At 72.4% G+C, this 15,308-nt stretch carries 16 protein-coding genes and 2 pseudogenes; 7 read left to right on the forward strand and 11 right to left on the reverse strand.

The annotated features are described in order from the left end of the window. The first annotated feature begins 3 nt into the window (after positions 1-3). Complete coding sequence (locus ACFZBB_RS25215) at positions 4-1,098, forward strand: zinc-binding dehydrogenase (protein ID WP_391126508.1); 1,095 nt, start codon at positions 4-6, stop codon at positions 1,096-1,098. Between the two features lie 353 nt (positions 1,099-1,451). Then, positions 1,452-2,114 carry a hypothetical protein gene (locus ACFZBB_RS25220; RefSeq protein ID WP_391126511.1) on the forward strand — a complete coding sequence of 221 codons (663 nt, stop codon included), beginning with the start codon at positions 1,452-1,454 and terminating at the stop codon, positions 2,112-2,114. On the opposite strand, the gene ACFZBB_RS25225 is transcribed toward ACFZBB_RS25220, so the two are convergent. Beyond that, positions 2,103-2,333, reverse strand: coding sequence for a hypothetical protein (locus ACFZBB_RS25225; protein ID WP_391126514.1), 231 nt, complete (start codon positions 2,331-2,333; stop codon positions 2,103-2,105). The two genes, ACFZBB_RS25220 and ACFZBB_RS25225, sit on opposite strands and share 12 nt — an antisense overlap. Before the next feature lie 330 nt (positions 2,334-2,663). Between ACFZBB_RS25225 and ACFZBB_RS25230 the strand changes: the two genes are divergently transcribed. Then, on the forward strand, positions 2,664-3,050 hold the full coding sequence (locus ACFZBB_RS25230) for a DUF4440 domain-containing protein (protein ID WP_391126971.1): 387 nt from the start codon (positions 2,664-2,666) through the stop codon (positions 3,048-3,050). A gap of 212 nt (positions 3,051-3,262) precedes the next feature. Here the strand turns inward: ACFZBB_RS25230 and ACFZBB_RS25235 are convergent, their stop codons facing one another. From ACFZBB_RS25235 to ACFZBB_RS25255, 5 genes and pseudogenes are all read right to left on the reverse strand, one after another. Continuing rightward, the gene (locus tag ACFZBB_RS25235) at positions 3,263-3,403 is read right to left on the reverse strand and encodes a hypothetical protein (RefSeq protein WP_391126994.1); all 141 of its coding nucleotides are present in this window, start codon (positions 3,401-3,403) and stop codon (positions 3,263-3,265) included. An 80-nt stretch (positions 3,404-3,483) separates the two neighbouring features. Beyond that, positions 3,484-3,735: pseudogene (locus ACFZBB_RS25240) on the reverse strand (DIP1984 family protein); the annotation flags it as partial. Positions 3,736-3,836: 101 nt separating this feature from the next. Beyond that, positions 3,837-4,220 carry a Rid family hydrolase gene (locus ACFZBB_RS25245; protein ID WP_391126517.1) on the reverse strand — a complete coding sequence of 128 codons (384 nt, stop codon included), beginning with the start codon at positions 4,218-4,220 and terminating at the stop codon, positions 3,837-3,839. After that, complete coding sequence (locus ACFZBB_RS25250; protein ID WP_391126520.1) at positions 4,217-5,344, reverse strand: enolase C-terminal domain-like protein; 1,128 nt, start codon at positions 5,342-5,344, stop codon at positions 4,217-4,219. The genes ACFZBB_RS25245 and ACFZBB_RS25250 overlap by 4 nt, the downstream gene beginning before the upstream one ends. A gap of 154 nt (positions 5,345-5,498) precedes the next feature. Then, positions 5,499-6,257: pseudogene (locus ACFZBB_RS25255) on the reverse strand (creatininase family protein); the annotation flags it as partial. Positions 6,258-6,298: 41 nt separating this feature from the next. Between ACFZBB_RS25255 and ACFZBB_RS25260 the strand changes: the two are divergent. Beyond that, the gene (locus tag ACFZBB_RS25260; RefSeq protein WP_391126523.1) at positions 6,299-7,270 is read left to right on the forward strand and encodes an ROK family protein; all 972 of its coding nucleotides are present in this window, start codon (positions 6,299-6,301) and stop codon (positions 7,268-7,270) included. 116 nt (positions 7,271-7,386) lie between these two features. Here ACFZBB_RS25260 and ACFZBB_RS25265 read toward each other — a convergent pair whose 3' ends face one another. The 5 genes from ACFZBB_RS25265 to ACFZBB_RS25285 are packed head-to-tail and all read right to left on the reverse strand — an operon-like array spanning position 7,387 to position 12,641. Then, the gene (locus ACFZBB_RS25265; RefSeq protein ID WP_391126526.1) at positions 7,387-8,211 is read right to left on the reverse strand and encodes an ATP-binding cassette domain-containing protein; all 825 of its coding nucleotides are present in this window, start codon (positions 8,209-8,211) and stop codon (positions 7,387-7,389) included. Continuing rightward, complete coding sequence (locus tag ACFZBB_RS25270) at positions 8,208-9,164, reverse strand: ATP-binding cassette domain-containing protein (RefSeq protein WP_391126529.1); 957 nt, start codon at positions 9,162-9,164, stop codon at positions 8,208-8,210. The genes ACFZBB_RS25265 and ACFZBB_RS25270 overlap by 4 nt, the downstream gene beginning before the upstream one ends. After that, positions 9,161-10,069, reverse strand: coding sequence for an ABC transporter permease subunit (locus tag ACFZBB_RS25275; protein ID WP_391126532.1), 909 nt, complete (start codon positions 10,067-10,069; stop codon positions 9,161-9,163). Before ACFZBB_RS25275 ends, ACFZBB_RS25270 begins: the two co-directional genes overlap by 4 nt. Then, entirely contained in the window at positions 10,066-11,070 is a 1,005-nt protein-coding gene (locus ACFZBB_RS25280) for an ABC transporter permease (protein WP_355335820.1), read from the reverse strand. Before ACFZBB_RS25280 ends, ACFZBB_RS25275 begins: the two co-directional genes overlap by 4 nt. Then, positions 11,067-12,641, reverse strand: a complete 1,575-nt coding sequence (locus tag ACFZBB_RS25285) for an ABC transporter substrate-binding protein (protein ID WP_391126536.1) — start codon at positions 12,639-12,641, stop codon at positions 11,067-11,069. The genes ACFZBB_RS25280 and ACFZBB_RS25285 overlap by 4 nt, the downstream gene beginning before the upstream one ends. Positions 12,642-12,695: 54 nt before the next feature. On the opposite strand from ACFZBB_RS25285, the gene ACFZBB_RS25290 reads away from it, so the two are divergent. From ACFZBB_RS25290 to ACFZBB_RS25300, 3 genes are all read left to right on the forward strand, one after another. Beyond that, positions 12,696-13,616 carry an IclR family transcriptional regulator C-terminal domain-containing protein gene (locus ACFZBB_RS25290; protein WP_391126539.1) on the forward strand — a complete coding sequence of 307 codons (921 nt, stop codon included), beginning with the start codon at positions 12,696-12,698 and terminating at the stop codon, positions 13,614-13,616. Between the two features lie 158 nt (positions 13,617-13,774). Continuing rightward, the gene (locus ACFZBB_RS25295; RefSeq protein ID WP_391126974.1) at positions 13,775-14,785 is read left to right on the forward strand and encodes a serine hydrolase; all 1,011 of its coding nucleotides are present in this window, start codon (positions 13,775-13,777) and stop codon (positions 14,783-14,785) included. A gap of 104 nt (positions 14,786-14,889) precedes the next feature. Next, on the forward strand, positions 14,890-15,183 hold the full coding sequence (locus ACFZBB_RS25300; RefSeq protein ID WP_391126542.1) for a hypothetical protein: 294 nt from the start codon (positions 14,890-14,892) through the stop codon (positions 15,181-15,183). Positions 15,184-15,308: the final 125 nt, after the last annotated feature.

Here is a 15,308-nt window from a genome sequence, read left to right on the forward strand (position 1 = left end):
CCCATGTACGCAGTCAGGCTCCACGAGTACGGACCCGCCGAGAACCTCCGGTACGAGCAGGTCACCCCACCGGTCCCCGGCGAGGGGCAGGTCCGCATAGACGTCCGGGCCAGCGGCGTCCACGTCATCGAGACGAGGCTGCGGTCGGGCCGCGGAATCGGACCTCATCCCGCCCCTGCGCTGCCCGTCGTGCTGGGCGGCGAGGTCGCCGGCGTCGTGGGCGCGCTGGGCCCGGGCGTGGACGAGAGCTGGCTGGGCCGCTCGGTGGTCGGCACCCTTGATGCCCACGGCGGTTACGCCGAGCAGGCGGTGGCCGCGGTCGAGGCTCTGCACCGCATCCCCGACCGGATGGCGGCGGACACCGCGGTGGCGATGATCACCACCGGCTCGACCGCGCTCGGACTTCTCGATGTCGCCGAGGCCGAGCCCGGGGACGTCGCGCTGGTCACGTCGGCGGCCGGCGGCGTCGGAGCCCTGCTCATCCAGGCGCTGCACCGCCAGGGCGTCACCGTCGTCGGCGTGGCCGGCGGCCCGGAGAAGGCGCGGCAGGCCACGTCACTTGGTGCCGACATTGCCGCCGACTACCGTGACCCGGACTGGCCGCACGCGGTCCACGATGCCCTCAGCGACAAAGAGATCAGCATCGTGTTCGACGGCGTCGGAGGGACCACCGGCCGCCAGGCGTTCGACCTTCTCGGCCCCGGGGGGAAGTTCCTCCTGCACGGCTGGTCATCGGGCACGGCCACCCAGCTCACCACCGACGACATCATCGGGCACGCGAGCACCGTGATCTGGGCGATCGGCCCCCAGTTGCTGCGACGCGCCGGCACCATGAAGGAACTGCAGGCCCGCGCGATCCAGGCAGCCGCCGACGGCGGACTCGAACCGCTGGTCAAGCGCTACCCGCTCGATCGCGCCGCTGACGCCCACGCCGATCTGGAGGGCCGCCGCGCGGTGGGCAAGATCGTCCTCGTCCCCGCCGCGACAGCCGCCGACTCCCCGGCCGACGCGCAGGCCGACGCGCAGGCCGGCAGCGCCACGATCGCTGGAACGAGCACGGTTGGAGACGCTGCGCGCCCCGCCACTTCACCAGCCTGACCTGTCCGGGGGTCGTCCCGCGGGCGGCTCGGTCCGGTCATGGGTGCGGCCGGTAACATTCCGAGCCCACAGGCCACTTGGCCCGCATCGCTTCACCGGTAGCGCAGGGGTGGCCGTCACCTTTGGGGCCCGTGCGGCGCTGTCGGCACGGGGCGGCGTCACTGCCGGACTCGGCGGCGGCGCCGACGTGGGCGACGAGTACAGGAGGGACCCGAGTGATCACCGAGCCTGAGTTGACCGGCGCCGCGGACCCGGCATCCGAGCACGCCGGGGGTGGCCCGCCGGCGAGCGACCGCCTGCCTGGCGGGGCACCGCCGGTCCGCTCGGCGCGGCGACGGATATGGACGGGAGTGGTGGTCTCGGTCGTGGCGACCTCCGCGGTCTGGGCGGCGGTCCTCGCCGGCATCGGACAAGGCCGCGATCACTCCCCGGACCTGCACGGATACCGCGTCCTTGGCAACACGTGCACCACAGCGAACCTTGAGCCGTTCACCGAGGCCCTGGCACTCCAGCGGTACGACGTGGATCCCGGCTCGGTACTCAGGGGGCCGACCCTCGATCATGCGTCGTGCGTGCTGTCCGGGACGACCTCCGCGGGCGACGGCTGGACCACTCGGTATGCCGCCACGGTGACGGTCGACCTGCACAAGAAGACCGATCCCCGCCCCGAGTTCGAGGACGCGGGCCGCGTCCAGAGCCCCGGGAACGTCGTCGCCGGGCCGGGCACCTACGCGTCGCCCACCGTCTCCGGCGTCGCCAGGCCGGTCACCGGCCTCGGCGACCTGGCGTTCTCCGTCCTCAGCGACACCCGCCAGACCGTGCGCGTCCTGGACGGCGACGCGGTCCTCTCCCTGACCATCGACGGCACCCGCCAATGGCAGGGCTCCGGGACACCCCCGGCCACCGACGGCGCCCTCGTGCGCCCGGTCGAGGCGAACACGACGTTCCTACGGCCGATCCTCGTTCCGACGATGCGTCAGCTGATGACCGCGCTGACGTCGAATTCAGCGTCCTAGGCGCGATGCCGGGCCGCCGAGGCCCTGGGGCTCGGGGGTGGTGGCGATGGGGGTCATGGGGGTCATGGCCGGGTCGGGCATGTCTGCGGCGGCGTGGTCGAGCATGGCGCGGCAGGCCGCCACCATGGCCGCGCTGGACCGCGGTACGGATGCGGCGAGCGTGTCGAGCAGGGCTCGCAGCCGGCGCTGGACCTGAAGCGAACCGGCGCTGTGGAGCACGACCTCCGCGAGGGCCAGGTCCAGCAGCCGCTCCCGGTCGGGGCGGGGGACGGTGCCGCGAGCGGTGCCCGGCGTCCGGCGACATCCGGCACGGCGACGTGTCTGCCGCTCCGCCGCAGGTCCATACGTGCCCGTCCCTCCACGATCGACGCCGTGCCTCGTGGCAAAGCGTGTTGGGGGCACCCCCTCACGAGTTCGGATCACGTATTCTCCGCAGGGCTGGCCGGTCAGGACGCGAGTCCGGCCACGTCGGGGCGGGGCAGGTCTCGCATTGGGTGAAGGCGTGTGCCGTCGCCTGGCAAGGCCAAGGCAAGGAGGACGGGGATGGGGATGGACCAGGGGGCTCTTGAAGCCGCGCTCCACGATGCCGAGCAGAGGCTGCAAGCCGCTGTTCGATCAGGTGACGCACGGGCATTGGACCTGCTCCTGGACGATCGTGTCGTCTACACAGGGCCTGACGGCAGCACCGTGACGAAGGAGGAGGACCTGGGAGCGCACAGGTCCAGGACCCTGGCCGTCGAGGTCTTCGACCAGCAGGACCTGGACGTGACCGTGGTGGACTCCACCGGGATCACCCGCGTACTGGCCGGGCTTGAAGGCACCGCCGGAGGACATCCGTTCAAGGCACGCCTTCGCTACACCCGCACCTGGATCCACGCTGACGGCACCTGGCGCGTCCTCGCCGCCCACGCCAGCGCCGTCCCGGACCTCGGGTAAAGACTTACGGATCGGCCACGCACGCGGGCGAGGCGCCCTCGTCGGACCCCGCGCAGAGGGTGTGGCAGGCGTGAACGACGCTGCGGCCCGCAGGAAAGCGCGTTGGGGGCAGCCCCTCCCGAGTTCGCATCCCATGTCCTCCGCCATCGCTCTCACCGGGCAATGGGACGTTGGCCCGTCATGGCAGGGCAGCGGAACCGCGCGGCGCTTGGTCAGTCGGTGATGTTCGAGGCGAGGCGGTCGAGGGCCGCGGAGACGGCGGCGAGTTCGGCGGGGGTGAATCCGAGTCGGAGGCGGCGGTCGAAGTCGACGGCGGCGTCGCGGAGTTGGAGGAAGAGCGCGCAGTGACCCACCGGCAGCGGTGAGCGCCGCGTCGGACCGTCCCGAGACGACCTTCGCCACCCGGGCGAGATGCATCCCGAACGGCGGGCCCTGCCGCGTCCGCCGCAGCGGTGGCAACGGAGTGGCGCAACCGCAGGACATCGCGGCGGGCGAGGGCGTCGGTGAGCGTACCGTCCTGACCCATCTCCACCGCGGCGTTGGTCCGGTTGATCCGCCGGATCAGCGATTCCAGGGCGTCCAGCACCTCGCCGGTCTCGGCCAGCAGTTGCGCCGCGTCCTCGGCCGGCGTCTCGCCTTCCTGGTACCTCGCGCTGCTGACGACGCGCGCTCGCAGTTGTTCCACTGGATTTCCGACCGCCGGCGCCCCGGACGGTTCGCCGCGGCCGGGGCAGGGATCCCCGTACAAGCCGCGAGGAACCGCGGAGAACCGTCGGAGCGGGTGGCTCAGTCGGTCGGGAGGACGGCGACGACGTCGATTTCCACGAGGATGTTCATGAGGTCGGAGCCGACGGTGGTGCGGACGGGGTAGGGGGCGGTGAAGAAGGGGCGGTAGGCGGCGTCGAAGGCGGCGAAGTCGCGGTGGAGGTGCTGGAGGTGGACCGTGACCTTGACGACGTCGTCGAGGGTGAGGCCACGCTCGGCGAGGACGGCGGTGAGGTTGCGGAGGACCTGGCGGGTCTGGTCGCCGACGAGTTCGGGGACCTCGCCGGTGAGGGGGTCCTTGGGGCCGAAGCCGGCGGTGTGCAGGAAGCCGCCGGCGACGACGCCCTGGCTGTAGGCGCCGGCGGGCTGGGGCGCGTGGGCGGTGTGTACCGCTTCCTTGGTCATTTGGTCAGATCCCCGTCCCGCTCGTTGGCCTCGGCGAAGTGGCGCAGCTTGTCCTCGTCCACGCTGACTCCCAGGCCGGGCCCCGTGGGTACTCGCAGACGGCCGTCCGCGAGGTGCAGCGGCTCGATGATGTCATCGGCGTGCAGGTAGTACATGCTGTCGATCGCACGGGAGAGCACGGGGGTGCTGGAGACGACCGCGAGATGCGCGGCCGTGGCGATGCCCAGCTCACCGCCGCTGTGCAGGTTCATGCCGAGCCCGAACGTCTCGCAGTGGGCGGCGAGCGCCTTGGTGGCGGCGATACCGCCCCACTTGTAGACGTCACCGTGGATGACGTCGACCGCGTTGAGCCGCATCGCGGGGGCGAAGTCCTCGAACCGTACGACGCACATGTTGGTGCACAGCGGTATCCGGACCTTCGCCTTCACCTGGCTCATGCCCTCGATGCCGACGCAGGGGTCCTCCAGGTACTCGAGGTCCAGCTCCTCGAGGGCGATCCCGGCGCGTACCGAGTCCGGTACGGACCAGGCCGCGTTCGGGTCCACCCGCAGATTGACGCCGGGCAGGGCGGTGCGCAGTGCCCGCAGGATGGCCACGTCGCCCGCGACATCGGTGGTGCCCTTGAGTTTGACGGCGCTGAAGCCGCCCTCCTCGACCACCCGTGTCGCGTGCTCGGCGAGCTGTCCCGGCAGGGTGGCGGCGCTCGCGCCGGGCGCGTCGGCGCGGGTCACCAGGGCGGTGATCGGCACCTCGTCGCGTACGGGACCGCCCAGCAGGTCGGTGAGCGACTGGCCGGTGGCCTGGCCCATGGCGTCCCAGCAGGCCACGTCGAGAGCGGCGATCGCCGCGTACCCGAGGTAGCCGTGGAAGAAGGGCACCATGTGCTGCTTGCGGTGGAAGCTCTCCAGGGCGAACGGGCTGGTGCCGATCAGATCGTCGGCCATCGCCCGGACGATCGCCGCGACGGGCCGGCCCCACATCGTCTCGCCCCAGCCCTCGACACCGTCGTCGGTGCGGATCCGCACGACCGTCCTGGTCTCCCCGGTCTTGGTCTCGAAGGAGCTGGTGAACGGGTTGAGCAGGGGCAGATTGACCACCCATACGTCGACGTCAGTGATCTTCATTCTTCTCCTCAGCTCGGATGGTGGCCGCGTCGGGAACAGCGGTGGCGTCGGGGACAGCGGTGGCCGCGTCGGGAACAGCGGTGGCCGCGTCGGCCGCGGGGACAGCGGTCACGTCGTCGGCCGCAGGTACGGTGACCGCGTCGAAAGCCCCCGCAGTCGCCTCGTCAAAAGCCCTGATCGCCCGCGCGAGCCCCACCGCCCGGTCGGCCAGCAGCCGGCGCCCGGCCCCCGCGTCCGCGCCGGAGGCGTCGTCGGTCGATCCGCCGACCCGCGCCCACTCGCCGTGGCGCTCCACGGTCAGGCCCGGATACGGCGGGTTGTCGAAGAGCGGCGGCGGATCGACCGGGGCGCGGGCGGCGACCGGGGTACGTACGAGCTCCGGGTGGGCGGCGAGCATCAGGGAGGTCTCGAACCAGCCCGCGTGCCCCGGGGTCACCTCGGGCCTGCCCCCGTCGGGCTCGTCGTCACCGGCCGTGACCGTCCAGTACGAGCAGGCCGCGACGGTGACGTCGGCGCGCAGCGCGAAGCGCTTCACGGCCAGCCGCATGATCTCGTCGTTGCCGCCGTGCCCGTTGACGACCATGATCCGCCGGTAACCGCTGGTCACCAGGGAGTCCAGTACGTCGTCGAGTACGGCGCCGAGCGTGGCGGCGGACAGCGAGACGGCGGCGGCGAACAGGTGGTGCGGGCTGTGGCCGAACGGGAGGGCGGGCAGCCGTACGAGCTCCGAGGGCGTCGGGTCCCGGTCGAGCAGCGCGGCGGCGGCGTCGAGGACGGCCTCGGCGAGGAGCGTGTCGGTGCCCATCGGCAGGTGGGCGGCGTGCTGCTCCTGCGATCCGATGGGCAGCAGGGCGATTCCGGTCGCCCCGGCCCCGCGGACTTCGCGCCAGGTCAGCCGGGTCAGATCTCTCACAGCGCTACCTCCCGGAAACCGTGTCGTGGCAGAGTCGGCGCATGGTCCATGAAGGTTCTCCGTTGCGGCTGGTGCCCGAGCCCGCGCCGGGGACGGTCGCGCCCCGGCCGCCGCGGACGCTCGGAGCTGTCGAACTGGTGCCCGGACGGGTCCGGGCGGCGGTGCTGACGATGTCCGGCGCGGTGCTGCGCCGGGCCGAGGCGTCGTACGACGCCGCCACGGCCCTGCCCGCCGACATCGACGCGGCGCTCGCGCTGGCCGCCGAGGTCTTCGCCGGGTACGACCCGGTCGGGGTCGGGGTGGCGGCGGCCGGGATCGTCGATCCCGGCGCCGGTCTGATCACCGAGGTCAACGACGTACCGGCGCTGCACGGCTATCCGGTGACCGCCCGGCTCGCGGCGCTGACCGGCGCCCCGGTACGGGTCGAGCACCGGGCCAGGCTCCAGGTGCTCGGCGACCGCTGGTTCGGTGCCGGGCGTGGCCGCCGTACGTTCGCGTCGGTGTCCACCGGTGAGGTGCTGGGCGTCGGCATCCTGTACGACGGCCAGGTGCTGGCCCCGGCCGGCGGGCGCAGCGGCGCCCATATGACGGTGTCGGCCAGCGGCGAGGCGTGCACCTGCGGCGGGCGCGGCTGCTGGAAGACGGTGGCCACCACCCGCTGGCTGCGCGAGCGCGCGCGGGCGGCCGGGCTCGGCGACGGCGCCACGCTCGCCGCGCTGGTGGAGCGCGACGACGAGGCGGCCCGCCGGACGGTCGAGGAGTACGCGGAGAACGTCGCCCTGGGGCTGATCAACGTCCAGCACTTGTTCGCGCCCGGGCTGTTCGTCCTGCACGGCGAGGCGCGCGAGGGCGGTGAACGGTTCCGGACGCTGATCGAGGAACGGCTGCGCTCCGATGTCGCCTCGGCGGGAGCCTCCGCGGGAGCCGAGCTGCCGCAGGTGCTGGTGAGCGGCGCGGCCGTGGACGATGTGGCGCTGCTGGGCGGCGCGGGGCTGGTGCTCTCCCACCTCTAGGCCCACCGCCGGTCCCGCCGCGGAGTCCACCACCGGTCCCGCCGCCGCGTCCACTTCCGGATCCACTTCCGGATCCACTTCCGGCCCCGTATCGAGTCCCCTCCTCGGCCCCACCTCTAGACCGCCTCCGTACGGGGGCGGGACCGCGTACGGCGGGCGCGGCGCGGGTCGGGTACGGGCACGGCGTCCAGCAGCTGCCGGGTGTACGGGTGCTGCGGATCGCCGAAGACATCGGCCGCGGCACCGACCTCCACCAGCTTGCCGTGCCGCATGACGGCGACCCGGTCGGCCACCTGCCGGACGACGGCGAGGTTGTGCGAGACGAAGACATAGGTGAGGCCGAGGCGCTGTTGCAGCTCCGCCAGGAGGTCGAGCACCTGCGCCTGCACGGAGACGTCGAGCGCGCTGGTGGGTTCGTCGAGCACCACGAGCCTCGGTTCGAGGGCGAGCGCGCGGGCGATCGACACGCGCTGGCGCTGACCGCCGGAGAACTCGTGCGGGTAGCGGTCCTGGATCGTCGCGGGCAGCCCCACCGACTCCAGCAGCTCGCCCACGCGTTCGCGGGTACGTGCCCGGCCGCGTCTGCCGCGGGCGTCCGGATCGTGGGTGACCAGCGGCTCGGCGACGATGTCGGAGATCCGCATGCGCGGGTTCATGCTGGAGTACGGGTCCTGGAGGACGACCTGCATCTGGCGCCGTACGGACCGCAGTTGGGCCGAGGAGAGGGCGGCGAGATCCTGGCCGTCGAACCGGACGCTTCCGGCGGTCGGCTCCATCAGCCGGAGCAGCAGCCGGGTCAGGGTGGTCTTGCCGCAGCCCGACTCGCCCACCAGGGCGAGGGTTTCGCCCTCGGTCACGGTCAAGGACACGTCGTCGACCGCCACATGGACCGGCCTGCCGCCGAACTCCTTGCGCAGTCCGTCGAGTTCGAGCAGCGTCATGCCGACTCCAATCGTGGGGTGGCGTCCAGCAGCCGCCGTGTGTAGTCCTCGGCGGGGTGGTCGAAGACGTCCATGACGTCCCCGCTCTCCACGACCCGGCCCGCGTTCATGACCACGACCCGGTCGGCCGTCTCCGCGACGACTCCGAGGTCGTGGGTGATCAGCACGACGGCCATGCCGTGCTGTTCCTGGAGTGCGACGAGCAGGTCGAGGATCTGCCGCTGCACGGTGACGTCGAGCGCGGTGGTCGGCTCGTCGGCGATGAGCACGCGCGGCCGTCCGACCAGCGCCGTCGCGATCATCACGCGCTGGCGCAGGCCGCCGGACATCTCGTGCGGATACTGCCGGTAGCGCCGCTCGGGGTCGGGGATGCCGACCTCGTCCAGCGCGGCGACGGCCGCCTCCTTGGCCTCGCCGCGGGAGACGCCCCTGTGGTGCCTGAGCACTTCGGCGACCTGGGCGCCGACCCGCTGGAGCGGGTCGAGGCTGGTCATCGGGTCCTGGAAGATCATGGCGATGTCGTGGCCGCGGACCGCGCGGAGTTCCTTCTCGCTCACGGCGAGCAGGTCGCGTCCCCCGAAGCGGATCTCACCGCCCGCGTACACGCACGGCGGCTCGGGGTTGAGGCGGAGCACGGACAGCGCGGTGGCCGTCTTGCCGCTGCCCGACTCCCCCACCACGGCGAGGGTTTCGCCCGCGCCGACCTGGAGGCTGACGCCCTGGACGGCGTGCACGGTGGAGCTGTCGAGCCTGAAGTCGACGCTCAGATCGGTGATTTCGAGTACGGGTTCCGGGCGGGCGGGTGCGCCTCCGCCCGAAGCGGCCTCTCCTGCAACGGACTTGGCCGCTCCGACCTCTGCCGGTACGCCCCCGGCCCGTGTCGTACGGTCGGTCGGCTTCGTACGGTCGGTCGGTTTCGTGCGGTCGGTCGGCCTCGTGCGGTCGGTTGTCATCGGCGGTACGCCTTCGGGTCCGCGACGTCGCGCAGGGCGTCGCCGGTGATGTTGACAGCGAGCGAGGTGACCATCAGGGCGATGCCCGGGAACACCGCGACCCACCAGGAGGTGCCGAGGTAGAGCTGGCCGTCGGCGAGCATCGAGCCCCAGGTGACGGTCTCCTTGGGCACGCCGAGTCCGAGATAGCTCAGCGACGCCTCGGCGACGATGGCCGCCGCGATGTGCAGCGTGCCGATGGTGGCCAGCGGCGCCATCACGTTGGGCAGCAGGTGGCGGCGCATGATGGCGCCGTCGGTGACACCGATCGCGCGGGCCTCGGTGATGAAGTCGCGCGAGCGCAGCGACATCACCTCGGAGCGCACGACGCGGGCGTACGAGACCCAGCCGGTGAAGCCGAGCACGAGGATCACGTACCAGAGCCCGGAGCCGAGGAAGCCGACGACGGCCAGGGCCAGCAGGATGGAGGGGAAGGCCAGTTGGACGTCGGCGAGCCGCATGAGCACCCGGTCGAGCCAGCCGCCGAAGTAGCCGGAGGCGAGTCCGACGGCGGTGCCGATCACTCCGGCGAGCAGCGCCGCGCCCGCGCCGACCAGCAGCGAGATCCGGGTGCCGTAGATGACGCGGGAGAGCATGTCGCGGCCGAGCTGGTCGGTGCCGAGCAGATGGGCGCCACTGCCCCCGGACTGCCAGGCGGGCGGCTTCAGCCGGAGCAGCAGGTCCTGGGCGTTGGGGTCGTGCGGGGCGATCAGCGGTGCGAAGACCGCGAAGACCAGCATGACCGTGAGTACGGCGAGCGCGACGACGGCGAGCTTGTTGCGCAGCAGGGTCCGCAGGGCGGCGGCGCGCGGGCCGGGCCCCGCCGTCGTCGCCGGTGCGGCGACGGCCGGTGATGTGACGGTCATCGGGACGTCCTCACCCTCGGGTCGAGGAAGCTGTAGGAGAGGTCGACGAGCAGGTTCACCACGACGAAGGTGGCGGCGAAGAACAGCACGGTGGCCTGGACGAGCGGGAAGTCGCGGTGCGAGATGGCCTCGATCGTCAGCTGTCCGACGCCGGGCCAGGAGAAGACCTGTTCGGTGAGGATCGCGCCGCCCAGCAGGCTGCCGACCTCCAGGCCGACCACGGTCACCACCGGCAGCGACGCGTTGCGCAAGCCGTGGGTGAGCACCACCTTGACCGGGCCGAAGCCCTTGGCGCGGGCGGTGCGGATGTGGTCGGAGGACAGGACGTCGATCAGCGAGGAGCGCAGCAGCCGCGCGACGACGGCGACGGAGTACACGGCGAGGGTGACCGCGGGCAGCACGAGGTTGGCGAACGTGCCGTAGCCGGAGGCGGGCAGCGCGTGCAGTCCGACGGCGAAGACCAGGATCAGCAGGATGCCGACCCAGAACGGCGGGGTCGACTGGCCGAGCAGCACGCCGGTCATCACGGTGCGGTCGGAGGCCCTGCCGCGGCGCATCGCCGCGAAGATGCCCGCGGGGACCGCGACGACGAGCGTCACCACCAGTGCGGCGGCGGCCAGTTGGAGCGTGGCGGGCAGCCGGTCGGCGAGCACGGTGCGTACCGGCTCGTTGTAGAAGAGGGAGTTGCCGAAGTCCAGGCGCGGCAGCCCCCACAGGAAGTCGAGGTACTGGGTGAACAGCGGCCGGTCCAGGCCCAACGACCCGCGCAGTACGGCTTCTTGCTGGGCCGTCGCGTCGGGCGGCAGCAGCAGCTTGACGGGGTCGCCGGAGAGCCGGACGAGGAAGAACGAGACGGTCGCCGTACAGAGCAGGACCAGCAGCGCGGTGCCGAGCCTGAGCAGGACGGTGCGCAGCAGCCGCAGTCCCGCGCGGTCGCGGGTACGTTCGCGCGGCTCGCCGTCGGCGGCGGACGGCCGTCGCTGGAGGGAGATGTCGGTCATCGGGAGACCTCCGCGCTCGACATGTCGAGGACGCCTGCGGGGCCTGGCTTCCAACGCGGCCGTCGGTTGCGGGCGTAGATGTTGTCGAGCTGGTAGAGGAAGACGAACGGCGCTTCTTGTTGCATCAGCCGTTGCAGGTCGGCGAAGGCCTGGGTGCGCTTGGCGGGATCGACGGAGAGTTCCTCGATGTCGACGAGGCGGTCCGCCTCCTTCGAGTGCCAGCGGCTCTGCCTGCGGTCGCTGCGGACGTTCGACTGGATCATGCTCTCGCCGTCCAGCGTCCAGATGGTGCTGGCGGCCAGGTACATCGGGCCGAGCGCCGAGTGGTTGGTGGAGGTGAGCCGGCCGGCGTACGTGCCGGGGTCGAGAAGGCTGACCTTGGCGCGTACACCGGCCTTGGAGAGGAGTCCGGACAGGGCCTCGGCGACGTTGGAGTCGTTGTTGGAGGCGGTGAGCGTGGTGCTGAAGCCGTGCGGGTATCCGGCGTCGGCGAGCAGCGCGCGGGCGGTCTCCACCGAGCGGGTGAACGGCTTGACCGAGGGGTCGAAGCCGAAGGCGCCGTGCGGGATCATCGCGGGCACCTCGCGCGCCTTGCCGCCGAGCACCGCCTTGATCAACAGGGGTACGTCGATGGCGTGGTTGAGGGCCTGGCGCACCCGCCGGTCGCTGAGCGGCCCCTTCTCCAGGGTGTTCAGGGACAGGTACGAGGTGCGGATGCCGGTGTAGGCGTCCAGGGTGACGCCGGGGTAGCCGTCGAGCTGTTGCGCGGCGTCGGGGGTGAGTCCGGCGACGAGGTCGACGCCGCCGCTCTGGAGGGCGGCGAGCGAGGACGAGGCGTTGGGCGCCGGGCGGAAGACCAGTTCGTCCACGTGCGGGCGGCCTGACCAGTGCTTCGGGTAGGCCCGCATGCGCAGTTCGTGGTCGCGCTGCCAACTGACGAACGTGAAGGGGCCGGTGCCGACGGGGTGGGCGGCGAAGCCCCGGTCGCCGACCTCCGCCAGATAGCGCGGCGGCACGACGACGCCGCCGAACAGGGAGAGTTTGTCGGGCAGGATCGGGTCGTGCAGCGTGGTGTGGACGTCGACGGTGAGCGGGTCGACCACCGAGACGCTCTTCACGTACCGCAGTTCGACGATCGGTGACTTGGTCTTGGGGTCGAGCAGCCGCTCGATGGAGAACTTGACCGCTGCCGCGTCGCACACCTCGCCGTTGTGGAACGTCACGCCGGGGCGGAGCGTGAACCGCCAGGTGCGCTCGTCGCGCGCCGTCCACGTCAGCGCGAGCCGCGGGTGGAGGGTGTTGTCCTGCCCGCGGGTGGTGAGGGTGTCGAACATGTTGATCAGGGCGTTCATCGAGACCATGTCGCCCTGCTTCTGCGGGTCCATGGTCACCGGGTCCCCCGGCTGCGAGACCCGCAGGACGTTGCCCGCGCCGCTCGCCGGGTTGGCGCCGCATCCCGTCAGCAGCCCGGGCGCGGCGATGGCCGGCACGAGCAGGCCGCCGAGGCGCAGGACGTCGCGACGGCGCGGACGGCTGCGGTCCACGGCCCGCCCTTGACGTATTCGTTCCATTGAACAACACATCCGTTCCGGCAGATGGAATGCGGTTGGGTTAAGCTAAGCGACATGTCGAAAGCGGTCAACACCCGAGCCAGCGAGCAAGAGCCCGCGAAGGGTCCCGTCGACAAGGCGATGGAGGTGCTCGAAGCGCTCGTACAGACCGGTGGCCCCCACCGGTTGGGCGATCTCGCACGACGCACAGGACTGACCAAACCGACCGTCCACCGCCATCTGAGAACGCTGGCCGAGTACGGCTTCGCCCAGCCCGCCGAGGGCGGCAGCTACCGCGCCGGACCCCGGCTGCTGGGGCTCGCCGCCGCCGCGCTGCACGACAGCCGCGACCTCGCGCTCGCCCGCCCGGTCCTGGACGACCTGCGGCGGCGCACCGGACTGCTCGCGCAGTACGCCGTACGCCACGGCGACGAGGCCGTCCTGCTGGCGGAGTCCGAGCCCGCCAGCGAGTACCGGATGAGCGGGCGGCCGGGCGGCCGGGTCCCGCTGCACAGCAGCGGGGTGGGGCTCGCGATGCTCTCCGCGCTGCCGCCGCACGAGACGGCGGCGCTGCTGGACGCCGGGCCGCTGGCCGCGCGCACCCCGCGCACCCTCACCGAGGCCGCGGAGCTGCGCGCGCTGCTGCGGGACGCGGCGAGCACCGGTTACGCCGTGGACGACGAGTACGACGAGCCGGACGTACGGTCGGTGGCCGCGCCGGTCCTCGACGGCGAGGGGCGGGTGGTGGGCGCGATCGGCGTGCGCGGCCTGACCTTCACGCTGGACGAGCGCAGTGTGGAGATGTTCGGTCCGATGGTGCGGGCGGCGGCTCGTACGGTGTCGGGGGGGCTGGGCGGTGTGGGCGGCTCGGGTCGCGTGGGCGGCTCGGGCGGTGTGTTGGGCAGGGGCCCGGTCGGCGCGGCGGGAGGCATCTTGGGGAGCGTGCCCGCGACGCCGTTTCTTGTGGTGGACACCGAGGCGGGTGAGCTGGCGTGAGCGGGGTCGGGGGCGGGGCTGGCGTCGAGGTCGGGGGCGGGGCCGGAGTCGGGGGCGGGGCCGGAGTCGAGGTCGGGGCTGGCGTCGGGGCCGGAGTCGGGGCCGGAGTCGAGGCCGGACTCGGGGCCCGGGTCGGGGGCGGGAGCGCGCTCGGGGAGATCGTCGCCGCCGGGCGTACGCGCCGCGCGTACTCGGGCGCCGCCTGGTCCGTCGGTACGTCGGCGGGTCCGCTGGACCGCGGCTGGACCGGCACCCGCGCCTGGGACGGACCCGCGCTCACCGGCGACGAATTGTGGGACCTGGCGTCGGTGACGAAACCCGTCGTCGGCCTCGCCGTGATGGCCCTGGTCGACCGCGGCGCGCTGGACCTCGCGGGCACCGTCGGACGGTATCTTCCGGCCTACCGGGGCGGCGACAAGGCCGACCTCACCGTACGGCAACTACTCACGCACACCTCGGGGTTGCCGGGCCAGGTCCAGCTCTACCGCGAACACCCCACGCGCGAGGCCCTGTTGGAGGCGCTGCGCCTCCTGCCGCCGCGCTCGGCGCCCGACACCCGGGTCGAGTACTCCTCCCAGGGCTTCATCCTGCTCGGCCTCATCGCCGAGAGCGCGGCGGGCGAGCCGCTGGACGAGCTCGTGGACCAACTGGTCTGCGCGCCGCTCGGGTTGAAGGACACCGGCTTCAACCCGGACGATGCGGGCCGCGCGCGGGCCGTCGCCACCGAGGACTGCCCCTGGCGCGGACGCGTGGTGGTGGGCGAGGTGCACGACGAGAACGCCGTGGTCCTCGGCGGAGTCGGCGGCCACGCCGGGCTGTTCGCCCCTCTCGCCGACGTGGAACGGCTCGGCCGGTCGCTCGCGGGCGGCGCGCGCGAACTGCTGCGCCCCGAGACCTTCGCCCTGATGACGGCCCCCCACACCGACCACCTCGCCCTGCGCCGCGGCCTCGCCTGGCAGGGCCAGGACCCGGTCGGCTCACCCGTAGGCACCTCCCCCGGCCCCGACTCCTTCGGCCACACCGGCTTCACCGGCACCAGCCTCTGGATCGACCCCGCCACCGCCCGCTACGCCGTCCTCCTCACCAACCGCGTCCACCCCTCCCGCACCGCCGACGGCATCACCGCCGTCCGCCACGCCTTCCACACAGCGGCGGCAGCGGCGGAGTGACGGGCCGTCAATTCCCTGGACGGCAGGCGCGATACGGACGGTCGGCGGGTCCGGTCCCGGCGTCCCCCGGCACCGCCGTCACGGGATGGCCCAAGGTGGCCCGCATGGACAGGTTGCCCCTGCTCTCCACCCTGGCCGGCGCCGCGATCGGCATCGTCGCCACCCTCATAGCCGACCGGAACCGCTGGAAGCGCGAGGACGACAAAGAAGCCCTCCGGCTGCGGCTGGACATCTACACGCAGTACACCAGCGCCGTGAAAGTGCTCGGCGAGACCCTGCGGGCCCTGGGTCGACCTGACGGGCCGTCACAGGGGTGGTGGCCCCGCCGATACCGGGGCCACCACGCCTTCCCCATGCTACGGAGCGACCGGCTCGGGCCGGGGCGCCGGGAACTATGAGTTGCCCGTGGGACGTCGGAGTGAGCAGGGGCGTCTTTCGAGGGCTGTGGGGCCGTTGGAAGGATGGGGGCGTTCACCGAGGCTGACGACGGGGGTGCTGGCGGGGTGACGGGGCGTCCGACGGA

It is taken from the genome of Streptomyces sp. NPDC008139 (assembly GCF_042957025.1).
Lineage (GTDB): Bacteria > Actinomycetota > Actinomycetes > Streptomycetales > Streptomycetaceae > Actinacidiphila.

Bases quoted from the DNA above. Each gene is read 5' to 3' on its own strand.
- ACFZBB_RS25275 (WP_391126532.1), bottom strand. From the start codon at position 10,069: ATGACCGTCACATCACCGGCCGTCGCCGCACCGGCGACGACGGCGGGG.
- ACFZBB_RS25280 (WP_355335820.1), bottom strand. From the start codon at position 11,070: ATGACCGACATCTCCCTCCAGCGACGGCCGTCCGCCGCCGACGGCGAG.
- ACFZBB_RS25260 (WP_391126523.1), top strand. From the start codon at position 6,299: ATGGTCCATGAAGGTTCTCCGTTGCGGCTGGTGCCCGAGCCCGCGCCG.
- ACFZBB_RS25250 (WP_391126520.1), bottom strand. From the start codon at position 5,344: ATGAAGATCACTGACGTCGACGTATGGGTGGTCAATCTGCCCCTGCTC.
- ACFZBB_RS25265 (WP_391126526.1), bottom strand. From the start codon at position 8,211: ATGACGCTGCTCGAACTCGACGGACTGCGCAAGGAGTTCGGCGGCAGG.
- ACFZBB_RS25245 (WP_391126517.1), bottom strand. From the start codon at position 4,220: ATGACCAAGGAAGCGGTACACACCGCCCACGCGCCCCAGCCCGCCGGC.
- ACFZBB_RS25270 (WP_391126529.1), bottom strand. From the start codon at position 9,164: ATGACAACCGACCGCACGAGGCCGACCGACCGCACGAAACCGACCGAC.
- ACFZBB_RS25285 (WP_391126536.1), bottom strand. From the start codon at position 12,641: ATGGAACGAATACGTCAAGGGCGGGCCGTGGACCGCAGCCGTCCGCGC.
- ACFZBB_RS25215 (WP_391126508.1), top strand. From the start codon at position 4: ATGTACGCAGTCAGGCTCCACGAGTACGGACCCGCCGAGAACCTCCGG.
- ACFZBB_RS25230 (WP_391126971.1), top strand. From the start codon at position 2,664: ATGGACCAGGGGGCTCTTGAAGCCGCGCTCCACGATGCCGAGCAGAGG.
- ACFZBB_RS25290 (WP_391126539.1), top strand. From the start codon at position 12,696: ATGTCGAAAGCGGTCAACACCCGAGCCAGCGAGCAAGAGCCCGCGAAG.
- ACFZBB_RS25300 (WP_391126542.1), top strand. From the start codon at position 14,890: ATGGACAGGTTGCCCCTGCTCTCCACCCTGGCCGGCGCCGCGATCGGC.